Origin of the sequence: Paenibacillus sp. FSL K6-1330 (genome assembly GCF_037976825.1) — a bacterium.
Classification (GTDB): Bacteria; Bacillota; Bacilli; order Paenibacillales; family Paenibacillaceae; genus Paenibacillus_AQ.
Genome location: NZ_CP150269.1, coordinates 5,595,060 through 5,618,555 on the forward strand (window position 1 = coordinate 5,595,060; position 23,496 = coordinate 5,618,555).

General features: G+C 51.4%; 16 protein-coding genes, 1 pseudogene and 1 other annotated feature. Of the genes and pseudogenes, 3 read left to right on the plus strand and 14 right to left on the minus strand.

The features are described from left to right. Positions 1-540 precede the first annotated feature (540 nt). Positions 541-1,187 (plus strand): annotated as a pseudogene (locus NYE54_RS25440) (transcriptional regulator). 566 nt (positions 1,188-1,753) lie between these two features. Here NYE54_RS25440 and NYE54_RS25445 read toward each other — a convergent pair. From NYE54_RS25445 to NYE54_RS25460, 4 genes are all read right to left on the minus strand, one after another. Next, the gene (locus NYE54_RS25445; protein ID WP_339267087.1) at positions 1,754-2,365 is read right to left on the minus strand and encodes an SRPBCC domain-containing protein; all 612 of its coding nucleotides are present in this window, start codon (positions 2,363-2,365) and stop codon (positions 1,754-1,756) included. An 83-nt stretch (positions 2,366-2,448) separates the two neighbouring features. Next, positions 2,449-3,417: a YafY family protein gene (locus tag NYE54_RS25450; protein ID WP_339267089.1), complete on the minus strand. Its 969-nt coding sequence runs from the start codon at positions 3,415-3,417 to the stop codon at positions 2,449-2,451. Between the two features lie 308 nt (positions 3,418-3,725). Beyond that, on the minus strand, positions 3,726-4,649 hold the full coding sequence (locus NYE54_RS25455; RefSeq protein ID WP_339267090.1) for an NAD(P)-dependent alcohol dehydrogenase: 924 nt from the start codon (positions 4,647-4,649) through the stop codon (positions 3,726-3,728). A gap of 164 nt (positions 4,650-4,813) precedes the next feature. Continuing rightward, positions 4,814-7,576 carry a LuxR C-terminal-related transcriptional regulator gene (locus NYE54_RS25460; RefSeq protein ID WP_339267091.1) on the minus strand — a complete coding sequence of 921 codons (2,763 nt, stop codon included), beginning with the start codon at positions 7,574-7,576 and terminating at the stop codon, positions 4,814-4,816. 220 nt (positions 7,577-7,796) lie between these two features. On the opposite strand from NYE54_RS25460, the gene NYE54_RS25465 reads away from it, so the two are divergent. Further along, entirely contained in the window at positions 7,797-8,669 is an 873-nt protein-coding gene (locus tag NYE54_RS25465; protein ID WP_339267092.1) for an AraC family transcriptional regulator, read from the plus strand. A gap of 166 nt (positions 8,670-8,835) precedes the next feature. Further along, the gene (locus NYE54_RS25470) at positions 8,836-9,906 is read left to right on the plus strand and encodes a hypothetical protein (protein WP_339267094.1); all 1,071 of its coding nucleotides are present in this window, start codon (positions 8,836-8,838) and stop codon (positions 9,904-9,906) included. Between the two features lie 87 nt (positions 9,907-9,993). On the opposite strand, the gene NYE54_RS25475 is transcribed toward NYE54_RS25470, so the two are convergent. From NYE54_RS25475 to NYE54_RS25520, 10 genes are all read right to left on the minus strand, one after another. Next, the gene (locus NYE54_RS25475; protein ID WP_339267096.1) at positions 9,994-11,094 is read right to left on the minus strand and encodes a nitronate monooxygenase family protein; all 1,101 of its coding nucleotides are present in this window, start codon (positions 11,092-11,094) and stop codon (positions 9,994-9,996) included. 285 nt (positions 11,095-11,379) lie between these two features. Then, the gene (tyrS, locus tag NYE54_RS25480; RefSeq protein WP_076324215.1) at positions 11,380-12,639 is read right to left on the minus strand and encodes a tyrosine--tRNA ligase; all 1,260 of its coding nucleotides are present in this window, start codon (positions 12,637-12,639) and stop codon (positions 11,380-11,382) included. Positions 12,640-12,729: 90 nt separating this feature from the next. Continuing rightward, positions 12,730-12,961, minus strand: a binding site (T-box leader). Positions 12,962-13,080: 119 nt separating this feature from the next. Further along, entirely contained in the window at positions 13,081-13,896 is an 816-nt protein-coding gene (gene tetB(58) / locus NYE54_RS25485; RefSeq protein WP_339267097.1) for a tetracycline efflux ABC transporter Tet(58) subunit B, read from the minus strand. Next, a complete protein-coding gene (gene tetA(58) / locus NYE54_RS25490; RefSeq protein ID WP_339267098.1) occupies positions 13,893-14,924 on the minus strand; it encodes a tetracycline efflux ABC transporter Tet(58) subunit A in 1,032 nt (343 codons plus the stop codon). Before tetA(58) ends, tetB(58) begins: the two co-directional genes overlap by 4 nt. A gap of 298 nt (positions 14,925-15,222) precedes the next feature. Next, a complete protein-coding gene (locus NYE54_RS25495) occupies positions 15,223-16,170 on the minus strand; it encodes an ArsR family transcriptional regulator (protein WP_339267100.1) in 948 nt (315 codons plus the stop codon). Positions 16,171-16,412: 242 nt separating this feature from the next. Continuing rightward, the gene (locus NYE54_RS25500; RefSeq protein ID WP_339267101.1) at positions 16,413-17,810 is read right to left on the minus strand and encodes a family 43 glycosylhydrolase; all 1,398 of its coding nucleotides are present in this window, start codon (positions 17,808-17,810) and stop codon (positions 16,413-16,415) included. Between the two features lie 89 nt (positions 17,811-17,899). After that, the gene (locus tag NYE54_RS25505; protein ID WP_339267103.1) at positions 17,900-19,642 is read right to left on the minus strand and encodes a sugar-binding domain-containing protein; all 1,743 of its coding nucleotides are present in this window, start codon (positions 19,640-19,642) and stop codon (positions 17,900-17,902) included. A gap of 66 nt (positions 19,643-19,708) precedes the next feature. Continuing rightward, positions 19,709-20,713: an aldose 1-epimerase gene (locus NYE54_RS25510; protein ID WP_339267105.1), complete on the minus strand. Its 1,005-nt coding sequence runs from the start codon at positions 20,711-20,713 to the stop codon at positions 19,709-19,711. 11 nt (positions 20,714-20,724) lie between these two features. Further along, positions 20,725-22,503 (minus strand): sugar-binding domain-containing protein, encoded by a 1,779-nt coding sequence (locus NYE54_RS25515; protein WP_339267107.1) that lies wholly within the window; start codon positions 22,501-22,503, stop codon positions 20,725-20,727. A 51-nt stretch (positions 22,504-22,554) separates the two neighbouring features. Then, entirely contained in the window at positions 22,555-23,490 is a 936-nt protein-coding gene (locus tag NYE54_RS25520) for a carbohydrate ABC transporter permease (protein ID WP_076324223.1), read from the minus strand. Positions 23,491-23,496 lie beyond the last annotated feature (6 nt).

The following is a 23,496-nucleotide window of genomic DNA, read 5'->3' on the forward strand; positions in this document are numbered from 1 at the left end:
CACTCATCCTCTCTTGGTATCAGATTTGTGTTCGAACTTCCCAGCCATCGTCTTCCTGATTAATTGCAGGACTGAACCTCCCCTTCTCGCTTCAAACTCGTCTGGTTTCGATCCACCTCCAATAATGCATATTTTATAATCATCTTATGTGATTAATGTACATTATAAATAAATAATACACAATATATATTCGTGTATTTGTTTAATCGCATCATATATGACGTCATATTTATTTGAACAACATAAAAAACGCTCCCTGTAGTAACAGAAAGCGGTTCAATGACCTAATTTGAGAAGATCAGGCTTTCAGATCTTTTTAAATCAATTGGCGAACTATATCGCTGTCAAGCATAATATGAAAGCAATACCTTATTGCTAAACCCGCAAAACACGAGTTATACTAGCCATCATAACGACGTGAAGAACACGCCGCTTCTATGCAAAGTGCCCCAATGAAAGATTGGGTTGCATTGTATGGGGCGGCTTTTTTATGTTCTAGCGCAATCGCATTCCATCTAATACTAAGGGGGAAAATTGAACATGTCACGGTTTGATCAACAATATGAGCTTTGGATGCACACGAATATCCTGAATGAAAGGAATCCCCGCAGGCTCGAAATCCTTCATAAAGGGTTGGACCACGGCACCGTCGAGTTTCTTCGCTCGGTATGGTTTCCGACGATCGGTAATTTAATGACTTGCATCCGGAATGGGAAGTACGCGATTTCGGCAATGGTTATCGTTATTTGGACCTTGCCTATATGCCCGGTGATGCGAGAGGAGGGATCGAAATCCAAGGCTACGGGCCGCATGCTCGTGATCTGGACGTAAGAAGGTTTAAGGATTTATGCCGCCGTCACTGCTTATTGGCACTGGATGGTTGGACATTCCTTCCCATTGCCTCCCCCTCCATCGTCGATGAGCCAAAACAGTGCCAGCAGCTCATCTTATCCTTCGTCGGCAGATTTGTGGCATCAGATGTACCTGCGTCCTTAAGTTGGCTGGAGGCAGAAGCTGTCCGATTTGCGCGGCGATTGCTGCAACCGATAACGCCCTTAGAACTCGCTAATCATCTTAGGGTGAGTGACCGGCATACCCGACGCTTATTGCATAAACTGGTCGAGCTCCAGATTCTGGTCATAGCAAGCGGTCAACAACGAGCCCGAACCTATAAACTCCGCATGTAATAAACTGCGAACACGCACCTATGAAACTCTGCTTGTTACATTAGGACTTACGGGAGCATCCAGCAGTTCTTGCAGATATTGCAGATATTGCAGATATTGCAGATATTGCAATGCTCGCAGTTATTCAGGTAACCGAGAGACAACTAAACAAACTAAAGGACACCAGATCCGTTATTCCGAAAAAAACAGCCACTTTACCCGTTCTTCCGGACTCAGAATCCGCTATTTACTTTAAATAACACGAATTATCGCACTTCCCTATGTAATAGCGGATCTGGTGTCCTCATATAGCCAAAAACCCACCGATCGAGGCTAAATAGCGGAACCACGGTCCTCATAACGTAGCAATAGTCAAACCCAAGACCGTGCATAATAAACATCAACACTTGCAACAGTCAAACACGAGACCGTACCTATAACATCTCTAAAATCCGCATGTAATGGCAGTACCTACGTGAGCATGCATCAGTTCTTGCAGATATCCACCAGACTCATACTGCGGCCTAGTATTCCTCGGGCAACATACCTACCCCTACGGACCCTCAGATCCATATGACTGAATCTCTTCATTTTGGTGCTATAACCTGGCTTTGTAAGGTAGTCAGCATCTCATCCCAATGACGCCTCATGATCTCTCTCATATAAACATCATCCAGCATCTCCTGGTGAATCGCGATGGTTGTTTTTCCGGTATTCGTGGATAACACATAGATTTGCAGCCGGGACGGGTTGTCCCACTCCTTGCGTTTCCAGGTCAGGCGCAGTTTATGGTAAGGTACGACCACGGTAATTTTGCCGGACACGCCTTCCTTCGACTCATACTCATGCCCGACCTCCGGCTCCAGAGAAGGGACATCTCCGATCCATAACGACAGCCCCTCAGAAGACATGAGGAAATCCCAAACTCTCTCTTTCGTCACGGCCATCGTTTTCCTGACCCCGATCTGCACCCCGGCATCTTTGGAAACGCCGACCGGCACCCGCCCCATGACCTGCTCATACATAACGGCGATCCACTCGCCCCATTCCCCGGATACCTGATGCTGCTCAACGATATGGTTTCGGATCTGCTCGTGTGACCAGAGCGGGCCCACTTCCTGCCCAAGGGCCACAATCCATTCTTCCCAAGAACGTCCCGTTACCTTCATCACTTCTTGTTTAAAAATAGAGCCTGCCATCAGCGTACTCTCTCCTCCCTGACACTATCTGATGGTGTTCATTATATAATACAAACACTGACAAAGAAGGTCAGTGTTTGTATTCAGGATTGATAATATTTTAATAGGGACTCCGCAATGTCGATCATGCCTGATTTCAGTTCATCGGGCCCCATGATTCGAATTTTTCCGCCAAACGACAGAAGGTAGTAGGCAACTTGCGTGTATAACGTATGCTCATCCAGCCTGAACACCGCATGCTCCGCCGTACGATCGACGAGGGCTTGACTGAGCAGCCAATGCGAACATAAATCGTCCAAAGCTTGTGGGATTCCTTGGATATGCACGGAAACCAAATGAGGATTGGATTCGGAACCTTGCCCCGATAGCAAGCTGTCCAATACGTACTCCCGCGGGGAAAACGACGCCGGACGGTCAAACGTGTTGTCGGTATGCCGGATATCGCGCATACGGTCGACACGGAAGCAGCGAATTTCACCGCGCAGATGGCAATATCCCACCGCGTACCATTTACTTTTCCAATGGACGAGTCCATAAGGATCCAGGATACGTGTTTGTTTCATACCGTCGTAGCCTGTGGTGTAATCGATCTCGAGACTGGATTGCCGATCGATCCCCGCCTCGATCTCATGCAGTATCCTGGTGAGCGAAGAAGCAATAGGAGGATGGATGGCCTCTATACTGTTTTTGTGGCGTTCCAAACGCTCCAGCTGCTCCGGATTCGTATATCGTTTAATTTTGGAAACAGCTCGATGGAGCGGCTCTTCGGAGGGATAGCCCGCTTCCCGTGCGAATGCAGCTGCATGAAGAAGCGCCTTTTGCTCATCGCCCTCAAAAAACAGCGGCTCCAGCTTGATATGCTCCGGGATGGAGTAACCTCCATCGCGCCCAATCTCAGATACGACAGGCACGCCGGAAATGCACAGGGCATCGATATTCCGATAAATCGTTCGGATATGCACGCCCAGTTCCTCCGATAGCTGTTTTGCCGTGATTCTTTTTCGCGATTTCAGCAGCCATAGAATAGCCAGCATATTATCCGCTTTGGACATCGTGTGCAGCAGTCCTTCCCTTGAAATTCATTTCATTCTTGTGATCACATTATATATCACTTCCATAGAAGGCTCAGAGATTTCTTCCTGCTATCATCCGGATGTTGATCACCGCTCCCCCTCATTCCGATGAGAAAAGCCGACCCTCTGCAGGATCGGCTGGTAAATGAGTACATCGTGTGGCACTGCTCCCTGTACCCGCACGGTGCGTGGTCCGGGGCATGCTTGGATGGCTGTCAATATCCTTGAATGATGCCTTGCTTCATCTGCTGTCATAATCATGCCCCGCCGTGAATGATGACTTTCCCTCAATGATCATGGCCCACCGTGATGACAACGCTGCCCCTCTTGCGTCCTTCATCCACGTACCGGTGCGCCTCAGCCATTTGCTCCAATGCATACCTTCTGTCGATGACCGGCTTGATCTTCCCTTTTCCAAGCAGCTCCGCAAGCAATCTCAGATCCTCCATCAGCACCTTGGCCACCCCTTGCCCTTCAACGGTTACATAGCTCCCGCCCGGGGTGAGCAAATGCTTGCATCTGGATTTCGGCAGTTTACCGACCGCATCCAGGATGATGTCGTATCGCGCTCCGCTTGTGGTCAAATCCTCTTTTGTATAATCAATGACCCGCTCGGCTCCGAGCGACCTCACCAGTCCCACATTCGCGGTACTGCAAACGCCGGTAACCTCTGCTCCATAATGTTGCTTGGCAAGCTGTACAGCTAAAGTCCCCACCGCACCGGACGCTCCATAAATTAGCACCTTGTGCCCTTGCCGGATATTCCCTTTTCTTAGAAAATGCAGGGCCGTCGTTCCTCCGAAAGATACGGCGGCGGCATCGTCATAAGTCACATGATCGGGCTTTAACAGCAATAACGCGTCTTCGCGCATGCAGATATACTGGGCATACGTGCCGAATCGCATTCCCCTGAATGCCAAGACCTGATCGCCTACCTTGAATCGCGTAACATCCTTGCCTATCGCTTCTACTTCCCCTGCCAGCTCCACCCCGAGTATCGGTTGTCTTGGCTTTCTCAGGCCCAACACCAGCCGCATCGGAATCCTGTACAAAAGAGGACTGCGAAATCCCCGTACTCGGCAATCCCCCGAATTAACGGTGGTTGCGTAAATTTTGATCCGAATTTCGCGATCCTTAGGGATCGGCTTCTCTACCTCTTGCAACTTTAACACATCCGGTGATCCATAAGCGGTGCATACCATTGCTTTCATGGGTTTCCTCCAAACCTGCATTTGCAATCAGTATATCTGGCGCAGGGTACCGAGCCATAGATACTTAAGTATGGTTTTCTTATGAACAGCAGTATGGTTTTCTCATGAACAGCGATATTTGAAGGGAGATCGCTATGGATGAATAGCGATTCTGTGATCGTCACCTACAGTAAACCCAGCTCTCGCGCACGCGCTACAGCTTCGGTACGGCGTGTGGCCTCGAGTTTATCGAAAATCATCCGGTTATGCCCTTTCACGGTGCTGAGCGTAACAAAAAGCCTCTCGCTAATCTGACGATTCGATAGTCCATCGGCAATAAGACGCAGAACCTCCAATTCCCGCCGGCTTAGCGGCTCAATCAGGGACTCAGCAGGCTGAACAAACCCTGGAACGAATACTGATGTAACACCACTTTCGAGTCTTTCAGCATCAAATGCATGCAGCAGCCGCTCCAGATAGTCATGCATCGGTTTCTTTATAGCCTCTCTTAACAGCTGCTTCTGCTTCGATTTGTCTACGGCTTCCCTAAATAGCTTCTGCATCGGTTTGCTCACAGTTGCTGCGCTTAGTAACTCCCGCATCGGTTGCCCTTCCTCGATAAACAACCGGATGAAACCGCCCGGCTCGCTCATCCCCAGCACATCGGCAACAATCTGTGCCGCTTTCAGCTTCTCACCATGGGCTTGAAGGGCCAAAGCCTGCAGCACCATTACCCTAAGCTGTTCGTCCACCCATTCCTTAACTTCCATATCCGTCCGCAGTTGTTCGAGCATCACCAGCGCTGCCGCCGTATCCCCCTGTGCGAGCAGCACTCTGGCTAGGCTTAGCTTGAGCTCAAACTTCTGGGCAAGCTGCAACGCTGAACTGGCATTCCCTTGCAGCAGCATGGCAAGCACCTGTGCCTCGGCAATATGGGGCAGCTGATGCGTGAAATGATGCTGACGGGCGAAGTGATCCGCCCTGTCTAACATGGCAACCGCTTCGCTCACCGCTCCCCGTGAAAGCTTCAGCCTTGCGAGAAATACCTCGCAAGCCACGCCCCTGTCTATATGCTCGAACTGCCCTGCCAAGTGGAGGGCCTGCTGCCCATGCTGTTCCGCGGCATCCAGATCATTCCACTCACTGCATATTCGGGCTAGTCCCAGATGCGCTTCGCACGCTGCCGGCAGCGGAGGGTCACCCGCCAAATCCAGAACGCGCCGATACGTCTCGGCCGCTGCATATAACTGATTCTCCGCTTCCTGAATCATTCCGAGTCCGAGCGTCGCCATCATGTTGATCATGATGTGCCCAATCTTCTGACTGATGGTCACGGCTTCCCGATAAGCCTTGCCAGCCGCGGCCCGCTCCCCCTGCAGCTGGTAGGCATATCCCAGCGTCCATATCGTCGCTGTGCGCACGGGCAGATTATGCGGACTCAAGAATTCCAAGGCCCGGCGCGATTCCGCCATGATGGTTCCCGGCTGATGTTTGCTGACAGCAAGGGTGGCACGTATAGAGGCGATATGCCCTATAAGATCCCGGGTATAATCGTCCTCCGCAGCTTTCAGATAGATTTCGGCGGCTTGAAGTTTAGGTTCGATACCGGTCATTTGACCGACCATTAACATGGCGGAAGCATGCATGACATGTAGCGCGGGCCTTGCATCCATTTCTTCCTTAGGCAAGGAATCCAGCCAATGGAGCACAGGTCCTATTGCTCCACGGAAGATCAAAGGTATCCCCTCCCCTTCAATGAGGCGTGCGGCGCGATCCACATCCTGAGCGGCAATCGCATGTTGAAAAGCTTCCAGCAGAAGAGCTTGACGTTCATGCCATTCGCTGGCACGACGATGCAATTCGGACACGTCCCTCTCTCCGCCAGCCGCAGAAGCACCCGTTCGGGTTAGACGCTGCCGAAGCGCATCCGAGAACAGGTGGTGATATCGGTACCAGCGCCTCTCCTTGTCCAGCGGAACGATGAACAGGTTGACGCGCTCCAGATACTCCAGGGTTTCTTGCCCGGAGATGGTGTTCTTCGGAGCATCACGGTCTTCACTACGAAGAATATATTCACACAATGGACCACACAGCCGGTCAAGAATGGAGGTACTTAGCAAAAAATCCTGAATACCCTCAGGCTGCTGCTGCAGCACTTCTTCAACCAGATAGTCCAGTACGTCACGGTGCTTGCCGCCGAAGGTTCGGATGAAGGTGGCGGCATCTTGCTGGCCCTGCATGGACAGCGCCGCTAATTGCAGGCCGGCAATCCAGCCCTCCGTGCGGGATTCGAGAAGCGCCGCATCCTCTGCTGACAGATCCAGTCCCATGGAGCGGCGCAGGAATTCAGAGGTTTCAGCGGATGTGAAGCGCAAGTCCGATGTCCGCACTTCCGTCAACTGGTCCCGGGCACGCAGCCGGGCCAAGGGCAGATTAGGATCCTGGCGGCTGGCGATAACCACATGCATCTGCGGCGGCATGTGCTCAATGAGAAAGCCAAGAGCGCTGTCTATCGGTTTGGAATCAATTACGTGGTAATCATCAAGAACCAGAATGAAACGGTTCCCCATGGTCGCAATGTGATTAAGGATGGCCGTGACGATGGCTTCGACCGACAGAGGAAGTGGGGATGGAGCTTGGAGTTTGCTTATGATGCCCTCTGCGATATCAACCCCGACGGTTTGCAGGGCAGCCACAAGATAAGCCAGAAATCTTGCTGGCTCACGATCCCCCTCTTCCAAAGACAGCCAGGCGACGGGCAGTCGTGAGTCTTTGATCCATTGGCTGAGCAGCGTAGTTTTACCGCTGCCTGCAGAGGCGGAAATCGTAGTCAGCTTGCGTTGCAATCGCAGCCCCTCGTTCAAACGCTCGATCAAGCGGGGGCGAAGAACAGCCCTCGACCGGGGAGAAGGTATATACAGTTTCGTAGACAAAATAGGCGTGGACATCATAACCCCCGTTATGCCGTCATAGCAGCATTTTTTAACATATATATTATGATAAAGTGTTCGACAGCCTCCCGGTTTTCCCTCTTGTGCGCGATATTCGCTCGCTGCAGTCAAACGCAGAAGCATGATTTGCAGGGTTAGGCATACGATGTATGCGAAATGCTTGAAGCCCTGTAATTGAACCCATCATCCCTATCATTCATGCATAAGGAGGTTCCAGATGAAAATTCACCATTCGATTCCCTGGCGTGACAATCTGTATCTGTTCAACTATCGAAGCGTACATACAGAGCCGGTGGAATATTTTCATTATCACGAAGGGTTGGAGATCCTGTACATTCATGAAGGCGCCGGAAGATATATCGTCAATAATCAAACGCACTCACTTAAGCCCGGCACCTTGGTGTTGATTAAGCCTTTTCAAATACACCATATTCAAGTCATTGTACCGCCGAATTACATTCGCAGCCTGCTGAAAATCAAAGCCTCTGTCATCGAGCGCTTCCTCACCGCACTCCCGCAGCTGACAACCGCTGTTTCACAATTGTTGGAGCATCCGTGGTCCAATCAGGTTTTTCATCTTTCATCCAAGGATGCTTTATATTTGGAAAATCAATTTCTGCAATTGCATGAGATGCTGGCCAGCGTTCCGCGAAAGGTTCAGAAGGAAGTTGTTGCCTTGTTTTTATTTCATTTCTTCACCTACTTCAATAGCCATATTTATCCTCCGGATCGCAGCGGGGGCTTCAAGTATCATACAGCCGCTGCTTCGCTCGAACCTGTCGGCGCCATGGTAAGTTGGATTGGCAAGCACTATCATCTATCCTTTACAATTAACGAAATAGCTGCGGACCTTCATTTCTCCCCCAGTTATTTGTCCAAGCTGTTCAAAGACCAGATGGGCATGACCATCATCGAATATACGAACAACAAGCGTTTGGAGGAAGCCAGAACGCTTCTTGGCTTGCCTTCTCTGACAATCGAAGAGGTCAGTAAACAGACCGGATTCAACTACCCCTCGTATTTTATCGCCATGTTCAAAAAAAAGTACGGTATGACGCCTCTCCAGTATCGAATGCAGACGAAATTATGATATTTTCAAGCAGCAATGTGGTATTCGGATTGGATTATAATTAGAGCGCTTAAACAATGAATCTGATCTCCGTTAAGTGAGGTGATGTGTTTCGCCCAGAAAGAACATAAGGCAACAAATGCGACTGCACGATGAATAGTGTCAAAAATAGCGAGGAGGTTTCATGATGATCAAGCCATCATTCAAGTTTGGCATAGTATCCTTATTTTGCTTCATGCTTGTATTTGCGTTCTACCCTGGTCATATGGTAAAGGCGGCAACCAAATCGGTCCCGGCCGGTGACGTCGCGACGCTGCGGAGCTACTTAGCCAGTGCGAATCCCGGTGACATTATCGAAGTATCCGGGACCTACTCGGTGTCAGATGGAACCATTGCAACCTCCAGGAACGGAGCGTCAGGCAATTACATCACGATACGCGGCACGGGCAGCGGAGCTACATTTCATTTCACGGCATCGGCGGGAAATGCCGCATTCCATATCAAAAACAGCTATTACAAGCTGGAGAATGTGACGATTAACTCCAATGCCAAATCGAACAAAGGCCTGCTGATTGAAGCCTCACATGGCTACGTTACCAACGTAACGGTCAAAAATACGACGGCAGAAGCGTTCAAGATTCGCAAAAACAGCCAATACTGGCTTGTCTCGAACAGTACCGCCCAAAGCGCGGGGCAAGGTGGAAAATTCGGCGAGGGCTTCTATGTGGGGGATGCCGATCAGAACTGGACCACGCTGCCGAACCCGGATCGAAGCGGTTATATTACGTTCCTGAACTGCAGCGCCATACAGACCAAAAACGACGGCTTTGATTTTAAAGAGGGGACGCATCATATCAAAGTGATCGGCAGCACGGTTGACTTTCAGAATACAGTGCCGGAATCGACCGTGGGCAACAACGGAATATTCATGCGGGCCAATGACGTACAGATCATCAACACCACGGTCAAAAACAATGCAGCCACGGGCCAGGCGTTCAGAACAAGCAAAACCACGGCCTCGGACGGAGTGTCCTACGGAAGCAATTTGGAGCTTAAGAACGTAACCGCATCGAATATTTCGGGAGCGATGATTTACACGAACTATACTTCGAACAAATTATATACCGACTATACGATGACCGGTGTTGCCGGGGGACTCTACGCTTCCGGCTCCAAAACAGCGACGTCTACCAATCCGTCCTCCTTCGTGGAGATGACGTGGAGCGGCGAAGGCGGAGATACTTACGGCGGTTTCTAGCAAAAAGCTTTACAGGCCACCTCAAGGTTTTTCCTTAGGTGGCCTGCTGCTTCATGTGTTTTCCTAAGCGTATAGCATAATCCGCTCTCATTTTAAATGATCGGATTCACGAAACGGGCAGATCAACAGCGCTTCCCGGATCGTCTCGGCAACAATATCCGCTGCCGTTTGTCCCGAAGTCAGCCCTCTTGTGCCTTGCCCCGCCCACAATGACATATACTCCGGGTTATCTTGGCGATTAGCCGCGTTTCGTATGTCACGGGTCACCGTATTCTGCGTAGGAAAGGGTAGCGGCTCTACGCCGCTCTCGTCCCATTGCCTGATGAATGCATTTCGGATGCCCCTTGCAGGCCGGCCCGAGAACGCTTTGGTGATCACCGTGCTCTCTTCCGTACTCCGAAGCAGCGCTTGTTTGTAAACCTCATGCGCACCCGATTCAACCGCGGTCAGGAATCGCGTTCCCATCTGAACGCCTTGGGCTCCAAGAACAAGCGACGCTGCGAGTCCGCGTCCATCCATCACGCCTCCGGCGGCAATCACGGGAATCTTGACGCGATCCACGATTTGCGGTACCAAGGCAAACGTTCCGATTTGGGCACCCATCGGGTGCTCCGAAATGTCAAACGTTCCACGGTGTCCGCCCGCTTCGCTGCCTTGGGCGACGACGGCATCACACCCTGCCTGCTCAGCCAGCATGGCTTCGCGGACTGTGGTAGCCATCGCAACAACCAGAAGCTTAGCCGCTTTCGCTTGCTGCATATGAGGCTCATCCAGAATCCCGAATGCCGTACTGATGACAGGCACCTTCTCTTCGATCAGAACCGCGAATTGCTGCTCGAACCAATCCGGGGTTGTTACGTGATCCTTGCCCGCATGGGGAATGCCAAGGTCATTCCGCATCCGGTTTAACTCCTGTTGAACCTCTCCAATTCGCTCATGGCGATCCGGGGCACGTGTCGCAAACAGGTTGACGGCAAAAGGCTGATCCGTCCGCTTGCGGATCTCCTGAATGCTGTGACGAATGGCAGCCGGCTCCATATAAGCCGCACCCAGCGTGCCGAGTCCGCCTGCGTTGGATACGGCGGCGACCAGTTCAACTATCGTCGGTCCCCCGGCCATTCCTGCCAGAAAGAGCGGATAGCGGATCTGGAACCGCTCGCACAGATCGGTGTGCAGTTGAATGTTCATGATATAATCTACCTCCTTTAACATTACAGATATTATCCTATTATATAGAAGGAAACTTCCAATAAAAGAAAAACGTCGGTCGACGTACTTTTCCAGAAGACAGACTGCATATAAGACGTACTCTCTACAGCAGATGCTTTTCTTGCGAGATCAGGAGGGGGAGCATCGGGAGTTTATACTTTCTTATCTATAAAAAAGCCGCTAAGCACCTTGAAACGTGTTTAGCGGCTTTTTACGGGTGCTTTCGTCCGGGGAGACGCTTCCCCCTGTTGGTTACACCGTCTTCTAGGACATTTTCACCAAGCTGTAGTTTTTCTTTCCTTTGCGAATGATGATGAACCGGCCGCCGATCGCTTGGTCGGCTGTCACCTCGTGACCGACGTCGCTGATACGCTCGCCGTTCATCGAGATGGCGCCTTTGGTGATATCCTCGCGAGCTTGCCGCTTGGAAGGCTCGATGCCCAGATCCACAAGCCAGTCCACGATATTCTTCGTTTCTGGCGTGGCTTCGAATGTCGGCATCTCCTTGAAGCCCTGCTCGATCTCATCGGCCGTAAGGGATTTAATATCGCCGCTGAACAAGGCCGCCGTAATGCGCTTGGCCTGCTCCAGCATCTCCTCGCCGTGCACGAATCTCGTCATTTCCTCAGCCAGCATTTTTTGTGCTTCGCGTTTATGCGGCTCGCTCTGCACCTTTTCGGCCAGCTCGTCAATTTGCTCTTTGGTCAAGAACGTGAAGTACTTCAGGTATTTCACGACGTCGCGATCGTCGGTGTTCGCCCAGAACTGGTAGAACTCGAATGGCGTTGTTTTGTTCGGGTCGAGCCAGATCGCGCCGCCGGCCGTTTTGCCGAATTTCGTGCCGTCGGCCTTCAGCATGAGCGGAATGGTCAGGCCGAATGCTTTTGCCTCAGGTCCTTCCTTCTTCCGGATCAGGTCGAGGCCGCTTGTAATGTTGCCCCATTGGTCCGATCCCCCGATTTGCAGCTGTACGTCTTCGTGCTGGTACAGATGCAAGTAGTCAACCGACTGCAGGATTTGGTAAGAGAATTCCGTGAATGAAATCCCGCTGTCAAGCCGGCTCGCAACCACGTCTTTCGCCAGCATCGAGTTAATGCTGAAGTTTTTCCCGTAATCGCGCAGGAATTCGATAATGTTGATTTTATGCGTCCAGTCGTAGTTGTTAACCATGCGGATCTGATTGTCGCCCTCCGTCACGAAGAGCTTTTTCATTTGTCCGGTCAACGCATCAACGTTAGCCTGAACCTGCTCCAGCGTCTGCAGCGAGCGCTCGGTTTGACGTCCGCTTGGATCGCCGATGGTGCCGGTTGCGCCCCCGATTAGAATGACCGGACGATGGCCGGCAAGCTGGAACCGTTTAAGCATGATGAAGGGAATCAGGTGACCGATATGCATGCTGTCGCCCGTTGGATCTACGCCGCAGTACAGCGAGATTGATTTTTCATTCGTAAGCTTCCGGAGCCCTTCGGCATCCGTCTGTTGGTTGATCGCATCGCGCCATTCCAGTTCGTCGATAATATTCACAGTGTTAACACTCCTTCAATTCATTAATTTCCTTATAACGAAACGTCCAACTCGTTGAAAAACAAAAAATCGTCCCTTGTCTGTTATAGACATAGGGACGATTATTAACCGTGTTACCACCCAGATTGCACAAATGATCTGCACGCTTGCCGCGCGTCATTCATGCCGCTCATTAGACGAGATATCGTTCGCCGTTTCCGCTCGGCATTACCCGAGATACTCCAGAGTGTAATTCGCTGCCTTGGTGTGTACCGGGTTCCATCATCCCCCGGCTTTCTAGAACAGGGACCAAGCTGCTACTGGGCTCTTTCAACGTATGTTGCTTATAAGATTACAGACAGTATAGTGAAATAATAAATCGATGTCAACCTGCGTTTCGGACGGATGTCCTGCTTTCCCCGGCAGCATGGGTAAACGTTCGTCGGATAAGCCCCCTTGGTATCAGGTGCGGCGCATGTACGCACGAACCGTAATGGGAGCAAAGATCGCCACGATGACCGCGGCGCCGACCAAGGATATCGTGAGATCCCAGCCCACGGTGCCAGCGTTGGTGAGATCCCGAACGGCTGTCACAAGATGCGAGATCGGATTCATATTGACGAACCACTGCAGCCAGCCCGGCATCGTATCCACCGGCACGAACGCGTTGGAGAGAAACGTGAGCGGAAACAGCACGATCATCGATATTCCCTGTACGCCGGAGGCGGATCTTGCAATCACGCCGCAGAAAGCAAAGATCCAACTGATGGCCCACGAGCACAAAATGACGACCAGCCCGGCAAGAGCAACGTAACCCAAGCCGCCCTCGGGCCGATATCCCATAATATAACCCATCGTAAAGGTAAGCACCGTTGCAATGGTATATCGAATCGTATCTGCCAGCAGGGCACCGGCCAGTGGTGCAATGCGTGCAATCGGCAGCGATTTGAACCGGTCGAATACGCCTTTATCCATATCCTCACGCAGCTGAACACCTGTGACGACGGAGGTCGTAATCACAGTCTGGACGAGGATGCCGGGAATGATAACGGGCAGATAACTCGCCACGTCACCCGAGATGGCGCCCCCAAAAATATAGGTGAACATCAGTGTAAAAATAATGGGCTGGAACGTGACGTCAAACAACTGCTCGGGCGTACGCCGGAGCTTCAGCAGCCCGCGGTAGGCCATTGTCAACGAATTTCGCATCGTCTGAACGAAACTCGTGCGGTTCTTGAGCTGACGTTCCGTCCCTGGCTGAATCATGGTGCTGCTCATACCCTTGCCACCTCTCTATCATTGGATTCATAAGCCCCTTGGCCAGCGTCTTCCTTCACGCCGTGGCCGGTGATCGTTAGGAACACCTCATCCAGGGTCGGCTTCTGCACGCTCATCTCGGACAAGCCGATTCCTGCCGTGCGCAGCTCGATCAAAAGGTCTGTAACAAGACCCGCATTAGCCATCGGTGCCGTTATCTTTCCCGCTTCCGGCGATACATTAGCATGAACTTTGAGCACTTGTTCCACGGTATGGCGGGCGCGATCCATGTCCTGTAAATGCTGGACGGTCAAATGCAGCGAGGAAGTGCCTACCGACATCTTCAGTTCATCCGCCGTCCCCTCGGCCACAACCCGGCCGTAATCGATAACGGCGATGCGGTCTGCCAATTGATCCGCTTCCTCGAGATACTGCGTGGTCAGCAATACCGTTGAACCGGTATTCACCAATCGGCGGATCGTATCCCACATCTGGGAACGCGTACGCGGGTCAAGCCCCGTCGTCGGTTCATCCAGGAAGATGAGCGGCGGTTGGGCAATAAGGCTTGCCGCCAGATCCAGTCTTCTCCGCATGCCGCCGGAGAAATTTTTTAGCGGTCGCTTCGCGGCTTCCGACAAACCGAATTCCTCAAGCAGCTCACTCGCTTTGCGCCGCGCCTCCGTACGCCCCAAACCTAGCAAACGGGAGAATATAATCAGATTCTCCGTAGCGCTGAGCGATTCGTCCACCGATGCGTATTGACCGGTTACCCCGATCAACTGACGGACGATCTGCGATTCCGCCTGCACGTCGTGTCCAAAGATTCGGGCCGTACCGGCATCCGGCCTTAGCAAGGTCGCCAGCATCCGGATGGTGGTCGTCTTGCCTGCCCCATTCGGACCAAGCACACCGTAGATCGTTCCGGTACGCACGTTCAGATCCACGCCATCCACGGCACGATTATCGCCGAATGTTTTGACTAGTCCATAAGCCTCAACGGCCAAGTCACCAGGGTTAGGCTCTATTTTCTTTCTGTATACATGCTCCATTATGATTTCCTCCTCTTTGCTAATGGATGATGCTTGAATCGTAACACCCCTATTTAAACGGAATGTAAACCGGGAAAAGAATGGGCTCTTCTTATGAAATGATTCTCAATCGATAAGGATTCACGGTTTACTCCGACTACTTCTGAGGGTAAACAAAAAAAGTGACAGCACAGAAATACCTTCTGCACTGCCACTTTTTCCTTTATAAAAACGGGAAAACTCTCCGCCCACATGCTACCGCTGCACTTGCCTTTTCTTCGTCTTCTGTTAAGCCTTCGGCCACTTACAAATAGCATGATTAAAGGTCTTCCCCATCCTGATCCATCGTATATTTTACCTGCATGATAATATTCTGTTCGTGATCCCCAAATTGGCGTCCGAACAGATTCAGCCCCCCTTGATTGACGGCATCGGGCTTGATGCCGATACGCAACCGCAATTTGGGACTCTCGGAAAGATTCAGTTCATCCAATGTAACGCCCGATACTTTCTCCATGTCCAGCGTTGTCTTCTCATGATCAACCCGCCATGTCTTGAGAAACCCGTACTGCGTTGCCCAATCGTACCACCAATTCGGGTTCAGCTTGCCGCGCCGATCCCCGAAATCGCCGGGGCTAGTCCACATGCCGATCTCCACGCCATTGACCCACACCGAAATATTCGAAGGCCAGTTTTGATCATAATTGGGTGCCTCAGAGCACATCTCCATGGATAGTTCAAGCGATTGGATTCGTGCTCCGGCTGGAACATCCATCGGCAGCAAGTATTCCAGGTATCCCTTGCGAAGCCAGATGATCTGGGCATTCACATGCTTGGGGTGGTAAAAGCTGGCCGGCTCGTCTTCCTTAATGATGTAACCGTCCGCATTTGCCATTCCGCATGTAGGCGCTACTTCGCAATCGCTGTAATGGCCGATCGGCATATCGACTTCATAAACATGCGTGATTCCTTTAGGTACCGAATTTTTTAAATTTAATGCAAAATGAACATCGTCATAATTACGGCTGCACACCTTCATTGCTCCTCGCGAAGCCGGAAGCAATTCCGTATTAATTAACTCGGCTGCTTCCAACACTTTGATATTGCTCGCAACCGTAGAAACGGGAAGTTTGAGTTTCTCGGCGATTTCAATGACATTCAAGTTCTTGGAGTTCAAGAGCCTCAGAATATCCACCCTAGAGCGCGTTGACAAGGCATGAGCTACCGTGACCAGTCTTTCCGGGTCGTTAAAACCAAGTTCCAGCACAAATCCGCTCTCCTTTAAACATATTCATTACAATAATTTTACTTCTTAATGAAATGAAAAACAATCACACTGGAAAGGCTTACACCGTCCATTTTCCTGCCTCTTGCCATAGGGCATCGTATAGTCGGACGTAGAAAACCATGACTTCCATAGCCAGAAATGGCCTCCGGGAGAACCGGAAGCCATCCATGATCAAGCTAACAACACTTTATTTATCGACCCGCTATGCCATCCGCTGTATCCTAATTGGGCGGCTTGATGTCGAAAAAGTCGATTTCTCCGTATCCCTCGCCTTTTGAAAAACGTATCGTATTCACGCCAGCCTTCAACTGAACCCGCGCCGTGGACAGCCCCCAGTTCTCCCATCCTTTATTCGTGATGTGGAACTTGCTTGCGGTACCGGCATTTACGCTGAGCATGAGATGGGACCAATTCCCCCCGGCTGTTCCATTCGCCGTTCGGGCGAGCAGAATGTATTCGCCTGCGGACGCGGCATGTACCTTGAATTCCACATAGCTCTCCCGCGTATCGATATGCCCGGCCTTCATGCCTCCCGAGCCGTTAGGGCTCTGAGATGCATAGGCGATACCTCCAAATGTCCCTTCCTCACCTTCGTAACGGATATGTGCTGCTTCGCCGGAAGGCAAGGTTATCGGAGCATTCGGATTCACCGGGACGCCGAGATTGGGCGTGTGGTCGGCATGCCACGTGAATTTCTGCATTCGAACCTCGCGGTTCCACCCGGCATTATTGTATTTGGCGACATGATAGAGCATCCAGTCCTCCGTACCGTCGGGCGACTTGGTGAACGAATGATGACCCGGTCCGTACAGACCGTTACCGGACTTGAATATAGGCTGGCTGCGTTTGCTCCATGATGCCGGATTCAGCAGATCGCTGGTTGTGCTGGCTGTGATGAGGCCCAGGCAATAGTCGTTGGTCCAGCTTCCGCTTGCCGAGTATACCAGATTGATGAGACCGTTTCGCACCATCACCTGAGGCCCTTCGTTTACATGCGGGGAATGGTTCGTTTCCCAGCTGTGGGTAGGCCTTGCGATTTCAACGCGATTCGAATCGATCGTCCAGGGATTGCTCATGCGGGCGATATACAAATTCTGCCGGACGTTGGTGTCGCCTTCCCAGCCGGACCATATAAAATACAGCTGACCGCCTGTTTGCAGCACCGTGCCGTCAATCGCCCATTTATTCGTCGGGTCCGTAATTTGGCCCTTATACTGCCAGGTTCCCTGCATCGGATCCGCCGACGTGTTCTCCATGACATACATGCGGTGATTGACGTTATCCCCGTCATCCTTGGCATAGTAGATGTACCAGGCGCCATTGATGTAATGCAATTCGGGAGCCCAGATGCTGCAGCAGCCCGTTTCGACGACCGTCGTCGGAGCTGCATCGATCGTGGTAAGCTGTGCGGACTTCCATATGGTCACATTTCCGCCGGTCGTTTTCGTGAAGTAATAGAAGCCGTCGGTGTGTTTATATACCCATGGATCCGCCCCCTCCTGCATGACCACGTTGTAGAAGTTATTTTGAAGCGTAGCCGCATGTGTCGCCTGACCTATAGGAAGAATAAGGAATGCGCATATCGTGAGCAATAATTTATTCCGGTAATTCACCTTCATCCTTCGTCACGTTCCTTTCGGATAATCTGCAATCATACACCACGCAGAAATGTAACACCGCCTACTTCGATAACGGTCATGATACCGGCTCAATCTTCAATCGCGGCCTTGCGGGAATTGATGCGGCGAATCACTTCGGGATCGAATTTTGGACGTCTGTCATAGGTATACAATCCGTTCACTTCCTGCTCCACGTCGTACAGCTGGGTATAACAAAATCCGAACATTTTCGGATGATCCAGCAGCACATTCGTTAAGCCCGCATAGCGCGTTAGAAACGCTTCTTCGGAGGTCGGCCTGTCGCCGTAACCCCAGGACTTCTCGTCTTTTTGGTCCGGATTCCACCATATGCCGCCATATTCGCTGATGAAATAAGGCTGGCCTTCATACTGCTGCCGATTCGGGAAGCTATTGTACACCTCTCCGCCGTTCTTCATCGGCTCATATCGTTCCTTGAATGTCTCCGGGTTCTGGTCGTAATCATGGATATCGAAAATATCCGTCACGACATGGAAGTTACCGCTCGTATCAATGACGGGACGCGTCGGATCCATCTTTTTCGATACTTCGTACACAATGCGCAGCACTTCGTTATTTTGCTTGGCGCCGTCACGGTCCCATGTCTCGTTAAAAGGACACCAGCCGATGAGAGCAGGATGATTGAAATCGCGTTCCATGCCTTCGAGCCATTCCGGGAGAAAATGTGACAGCCCCTCCGTTGTGGTAATGTCCAATCCCCAATTTGCATGTTCTCCCCACACCAGATACCCTAAACGGTCCGCCCAGTATAGAAAGCGCGGTTCAAACATCTTCTCGTGAAGCCTTGCGCCGTTAAAGCCGAGTCCCATCGAAATTTCGATGTCTTTGCGGAGATCCTCATCGCTTGGGGCGGTGTAGACCCCATCCTGATAGAAACCTTGATCCAGCACAAGGCGCTGAAACACGGATTTGCCGTTGATGCGGAAGGCCATGCCGTCCAGCATGACGGTTCTAAGCCCGAAATAGGATTGGACCTTATCGCTAACCTGATCCCGTCCTTGCAGGGTTAATTCCAGATCGTACAGCCTCGCCTGACCCACCTCCCACAAGTGAACCTCCGCCAATGGAATGGTAAGTTTGACGGACGGCCCGGATACGACCGCACTGGCGTTCCCTACAGGTTTTCCCTCATACAGAGCGGAGGCGCTCAGTTTATGTCCCACAGCATTTCCGCATATCTTTACTTCAAGGTGCGCGCAGGCATTATCGGGATCACCCACTATTTTCATGTCGGACAAATAGGCCTCCGGCACTCGCTCCAACCATACCGTCTGCCAAATCCCCGTCGTACGGGTGTAATCACAACCATGCGAGTGAAACCGCCCGCTTTGTTTCCCGCGCGGCTGGCGTCCGGAACGGACGTCGTCTTCCGCACAGACGGTAATCACGTTCTTGCCCGGTATCACATGCGACGTAATATCAAAGCTAAAAGGCGTATATCCTCCGCGATGCATTCCTACGGATACACCGTTTACCCATACTTCCGTCTCGTAATCCACAGCTCCGAAGTGAAGCAGGATGCTGCCTTTCCATTCTTCAGGCACGGTAAAATCGCGTTTGTACCATACAGCTGCCATGAAATCCTTATATTCAACGCCGGACAGCTTACTTTCGGGGCAGAAGGGAACGGTGATCGTTCCGGATAGATCATGTCCCGGCTCATGGAATCCGCGCTCCTTCCCGCTTTTCCCATGATCGATTTCGAATTGCCAAGCACCGTTCAGATTAATCCATTCAGGTCTTACCCATTGCGGGCGGGGGTATTCCGAACGCGGCAGTGTTAATTCTGTCATGTTTAACTCCTTCTTTTAGGTTTAATTTGTCGGTATTTATCTGTTACCCGGCTGTCACCTATGGCTTTAGCCTCGGCTTTCCTTCACGTACAGCCTGCTGGTCTCTTCCCAGATTTCATTTGGCTCAAGACTGAAACACCCGATTTCTTCGACTTCCATGTCCATATTGGGCGCATTGACCAGATTGATCTGCGGCTCAGGACAAAAGAAACCCTCGGTCGCTTCGTTGTTCCAGATCATCCATTGTTTATAGGAGGTGCCTACGTCATAAACCAGCATCAGTTTCTCCGCCCGATCGGTAAGCTCCATCCGGTTTCTTCCATTTTGAGCTACAGCGGTATAATGATTGTCCATACTTTCGAAGAAGGGGTAAACGCCTGCTCCTTGCATGACCTGCTCGTTAGCGGATAGCTCCTGATAGGATCCGGTGGGCAGCATTCGCCCATCCAGCTCCCACCGCTTCCCGACGGTCAGCTTTAAGCGGTAATCCCGGGCGTCGCCTCCATTGGTAAATGGCGCGTTGATGGACGTATGGAACGCCAGCAAACACGGCATGGCTTCTTGGCCTGTATTGGTAATCGTTACCCGCTGGGATAGCCCCTGCCGGCTTAAGCCATACCGAAGCTGAATATGGAACCGGAACGGGAAGCTTTGGAATACCGGATGCTGTTCATCCACGTGGACAGACACGGTCACATAAGCTTCCTGCCCGGAATGCCCGTATTCATCGACCTCCCATGGAATGTTGTACAGAAATCCATGCAGATGATGACCGGTTGCCTCTTCATTGACCGGCAGCTGATGGACTTTGCCGTTCCACCGGAACTGGCCGTCTTTATAGCGGTTCGGGGGAAACAATACCGGAATGCCATGAATCATCGGCCTTGCTTTGAATCCCGGCATTTCCTCCGACGTCGGCTCATGCAGAAACCGATAGCCCTTATCGAGGTCCCGGAACGATATCAAATTCCCGCCGATATCCGGAAGCATGATGGCCTCATAACCCCCGGCTCTCAAATAAACTGCTCGCTCGTTATGGTATACGCCTTCGTAGGCATTCGTCCCTTCCATTTCTCCACCTCCTATTTACCCGTCATGATGTTGCGAATGGTTTCAAGCGGCGCCTTCGGCTTACGGTCATACGTCAGCAAACCGTTGATTTCCTGCTCAACATCCGTCAGCTGCGTATAGCAATATCCCTGGATCACCGGGGATGAAAACATCGGATCCACTACGGCCTTGAGCCGGATCAGGAAGTCCTCCTCGTTCTCGGCGCCGGAATACCCCCAGCCCTCCCAATCGCTCTTCTTAAAGGCTATCCCGCCAAACTCCGATACCAGAATGGGTTGGCCTTCGTAAGAAGCGCCGCCGACGAATATTCTCCTGTTCGCCGGCATGGCTTCCACCGCGGAAGCGGCTGTTGCATACCGCTCCTCCAGCACTTCCTGGCGGCTCTCGTAGTCATGAATAGTAACCAGGTCGGTGGTCATATGCTCCCACCCGTCGTTGTAAACAACCGGCCTGCTATCGTCCAATGACTTCGTTAAATGATACATGGCAAGCCCATGCTGCTGCTGACGCTTATCCATCTGAACATTGGGAACGCCCCAACTCTCATTGAGCGGAACCCAGGTGACGATGCAAGGATGGTTATAGTCCCGCTCGATGATCTCCTGCCATTCCGCCGTGAAGCGGCGAACATAGGACTCGGAATATTCATACGCGTTAGCCGCCTCGCTCCATAACAGCAAGCCGAGCTGGTCGCACCAGTACAAGAACCTTGGGTCCTCCGTCTTCTGGTGCTTTCTCACGCCGTTGAATCCCATTTCCTTCGCCAGCTCCACATCGCGCTTCAAAGCCTCGTCTGAAGGAGCCGTCAGAATTCCCTCAGGGAAATACCCCTGATCCAGCACCAGCCTTTGGAAATACGGGCGGTTATTCAGGCACAGCTTGCCGTTCTCGATCGATACCTTCCGCATCCCGAAATAACTGGATACTTGATCGACAACGTTCCCATCTTGAACAACGCGAAACTCGATGGTATACAAGTTCGGAAACTCGGGGCTCCAGAGGCGTCCCAGGCCATGATCCGTAAAATCGCTCAGCCCTATAGTCCGGAGCTGTTCCGCATTTCGGATCGTATACTGATCCTCGGCAACCAATTCACCCTTATACGATATGGTGATCTGCAGCTTAAAATCCTCTGTAGATTTATAGCCGTCAAGGAATGTCCGGATGCGAATTTCGTTCCGGTCAATGTCAGGCGTCATCATCGCTTTGCTCAGATGTACCGGGGATACCGGCTCTATCCACACACTCTGCCAGATGCCAGTCGTACGGGTATAGAAAATGCTTGCCGAATGCTCAAGCCAATATTGTTTGCCCCTCGGCAGAGTGACGTCGCGGCTGAAATCCTCCGCCCGCAGCACGACCGTGTTGCTTCCTTCCGTGAGCGCGGCCGTAATGTCCGCTTGAAACGGCGTATGCCCTCCTTCATGCATGGCCACCAAATGCCCGTTCACCCACACTTTGGCCATATAATCCACGGCACCGAAATGAAGCACGATCCGTTTCCCGTTCCAGTTCTGCGGGATTTCAAACGTTCTGCGGTACCATACCACATCATGAAAAGAAGGATCTCCAATGCCGCTCAGCCTGCTTTGGAACGTAAAGGGGACGTTGATCTTCCGTGTAAAGGAAGCCATCGCTTCCGCCCGATACCACCCTTCATCCTCGCCGATGGTTTCATCATCAAAACGGAAATCCCATTCGCCATTGAGGGTTAACCACTCTTTGCGCTGAAACTGGGGTCTCGGATATTCGTTGCGAACCGGTTGTGTCTTGCTAACTTCTGTCAACATGATGCAACTCACTCCTAATTATTTAATCTCTCTATCTGCTCGTTTGAACGTCTAGCCTTTGATCGAACCCACATAAACGCCTTTCACAAAATACTTTTGCAGGAAAGGATACACCAGCAATATAGGCACGGTCGAAACTACTATTGCGCAATATTTAACCAACTCCCGGAAAGCCGTCGAGCTCTGAGCACTGTTAATGACAACCCCGCCCGCGCTGCCGATCGTGGTGGCCGTCGAATCATTAGCGACCAGGATTTCCTTCATCAGCAGCTGTAACGGGAACAATTCCCTATCCTTCAGCAGGACCATCGCGTTAAACCAGGAGTTCCAATTCCCGACCAGATAATACAGGAAGATAACGGCCAGCGTGGCTTTCGACAGTGGCAGGATGACCGTGATCAGAATATTGGCCTGGCTCGCGCCGTCAATCAATGCCGCTTCTTCCAGCTCTCTCGGAATCGATTGGAATCCGGTTCTTAAAATGATGATGTTCCAAGTGCTTAAAGCGGTCGGCAGAATCATCGCCCACAGATTGTTGTACAAGCCGATGTCCTTCATTAACAGGAACCAGGGAATCAGCCCTCCGCCAAAAAACATGGTGATCGTAATTAAAATCATGATAAAATTTTTGAAATACAAGTCCCGCCTGGAGAGCACGTATGCGCCTAATATCGTCATGACCATATTGACCAAGGTGCCCAGTCCAACATAAATGATCGTATTCATGTACCCCTTCAGCAGGCTGTTGTCTTTAAACACCAGCTTGTAACCGTCGAGTGTGAACCCCAGCGGCTTTAACAATACCCCTTTATGGGCCATCAAGGCGCTGGGATCGCTGACGGAAGCAAAGAAGATATGCAATATGGGATAAAAACAAACCAACGTTAATGCGGTTAACAGCGTATAGTTCGTGAAGTCGAACACGCGGTCCCCTATGCTTTTATGCTTCCTTCTTCGTTTCACTTTGAGTTGCTTGATATCCTCCATAGCCTT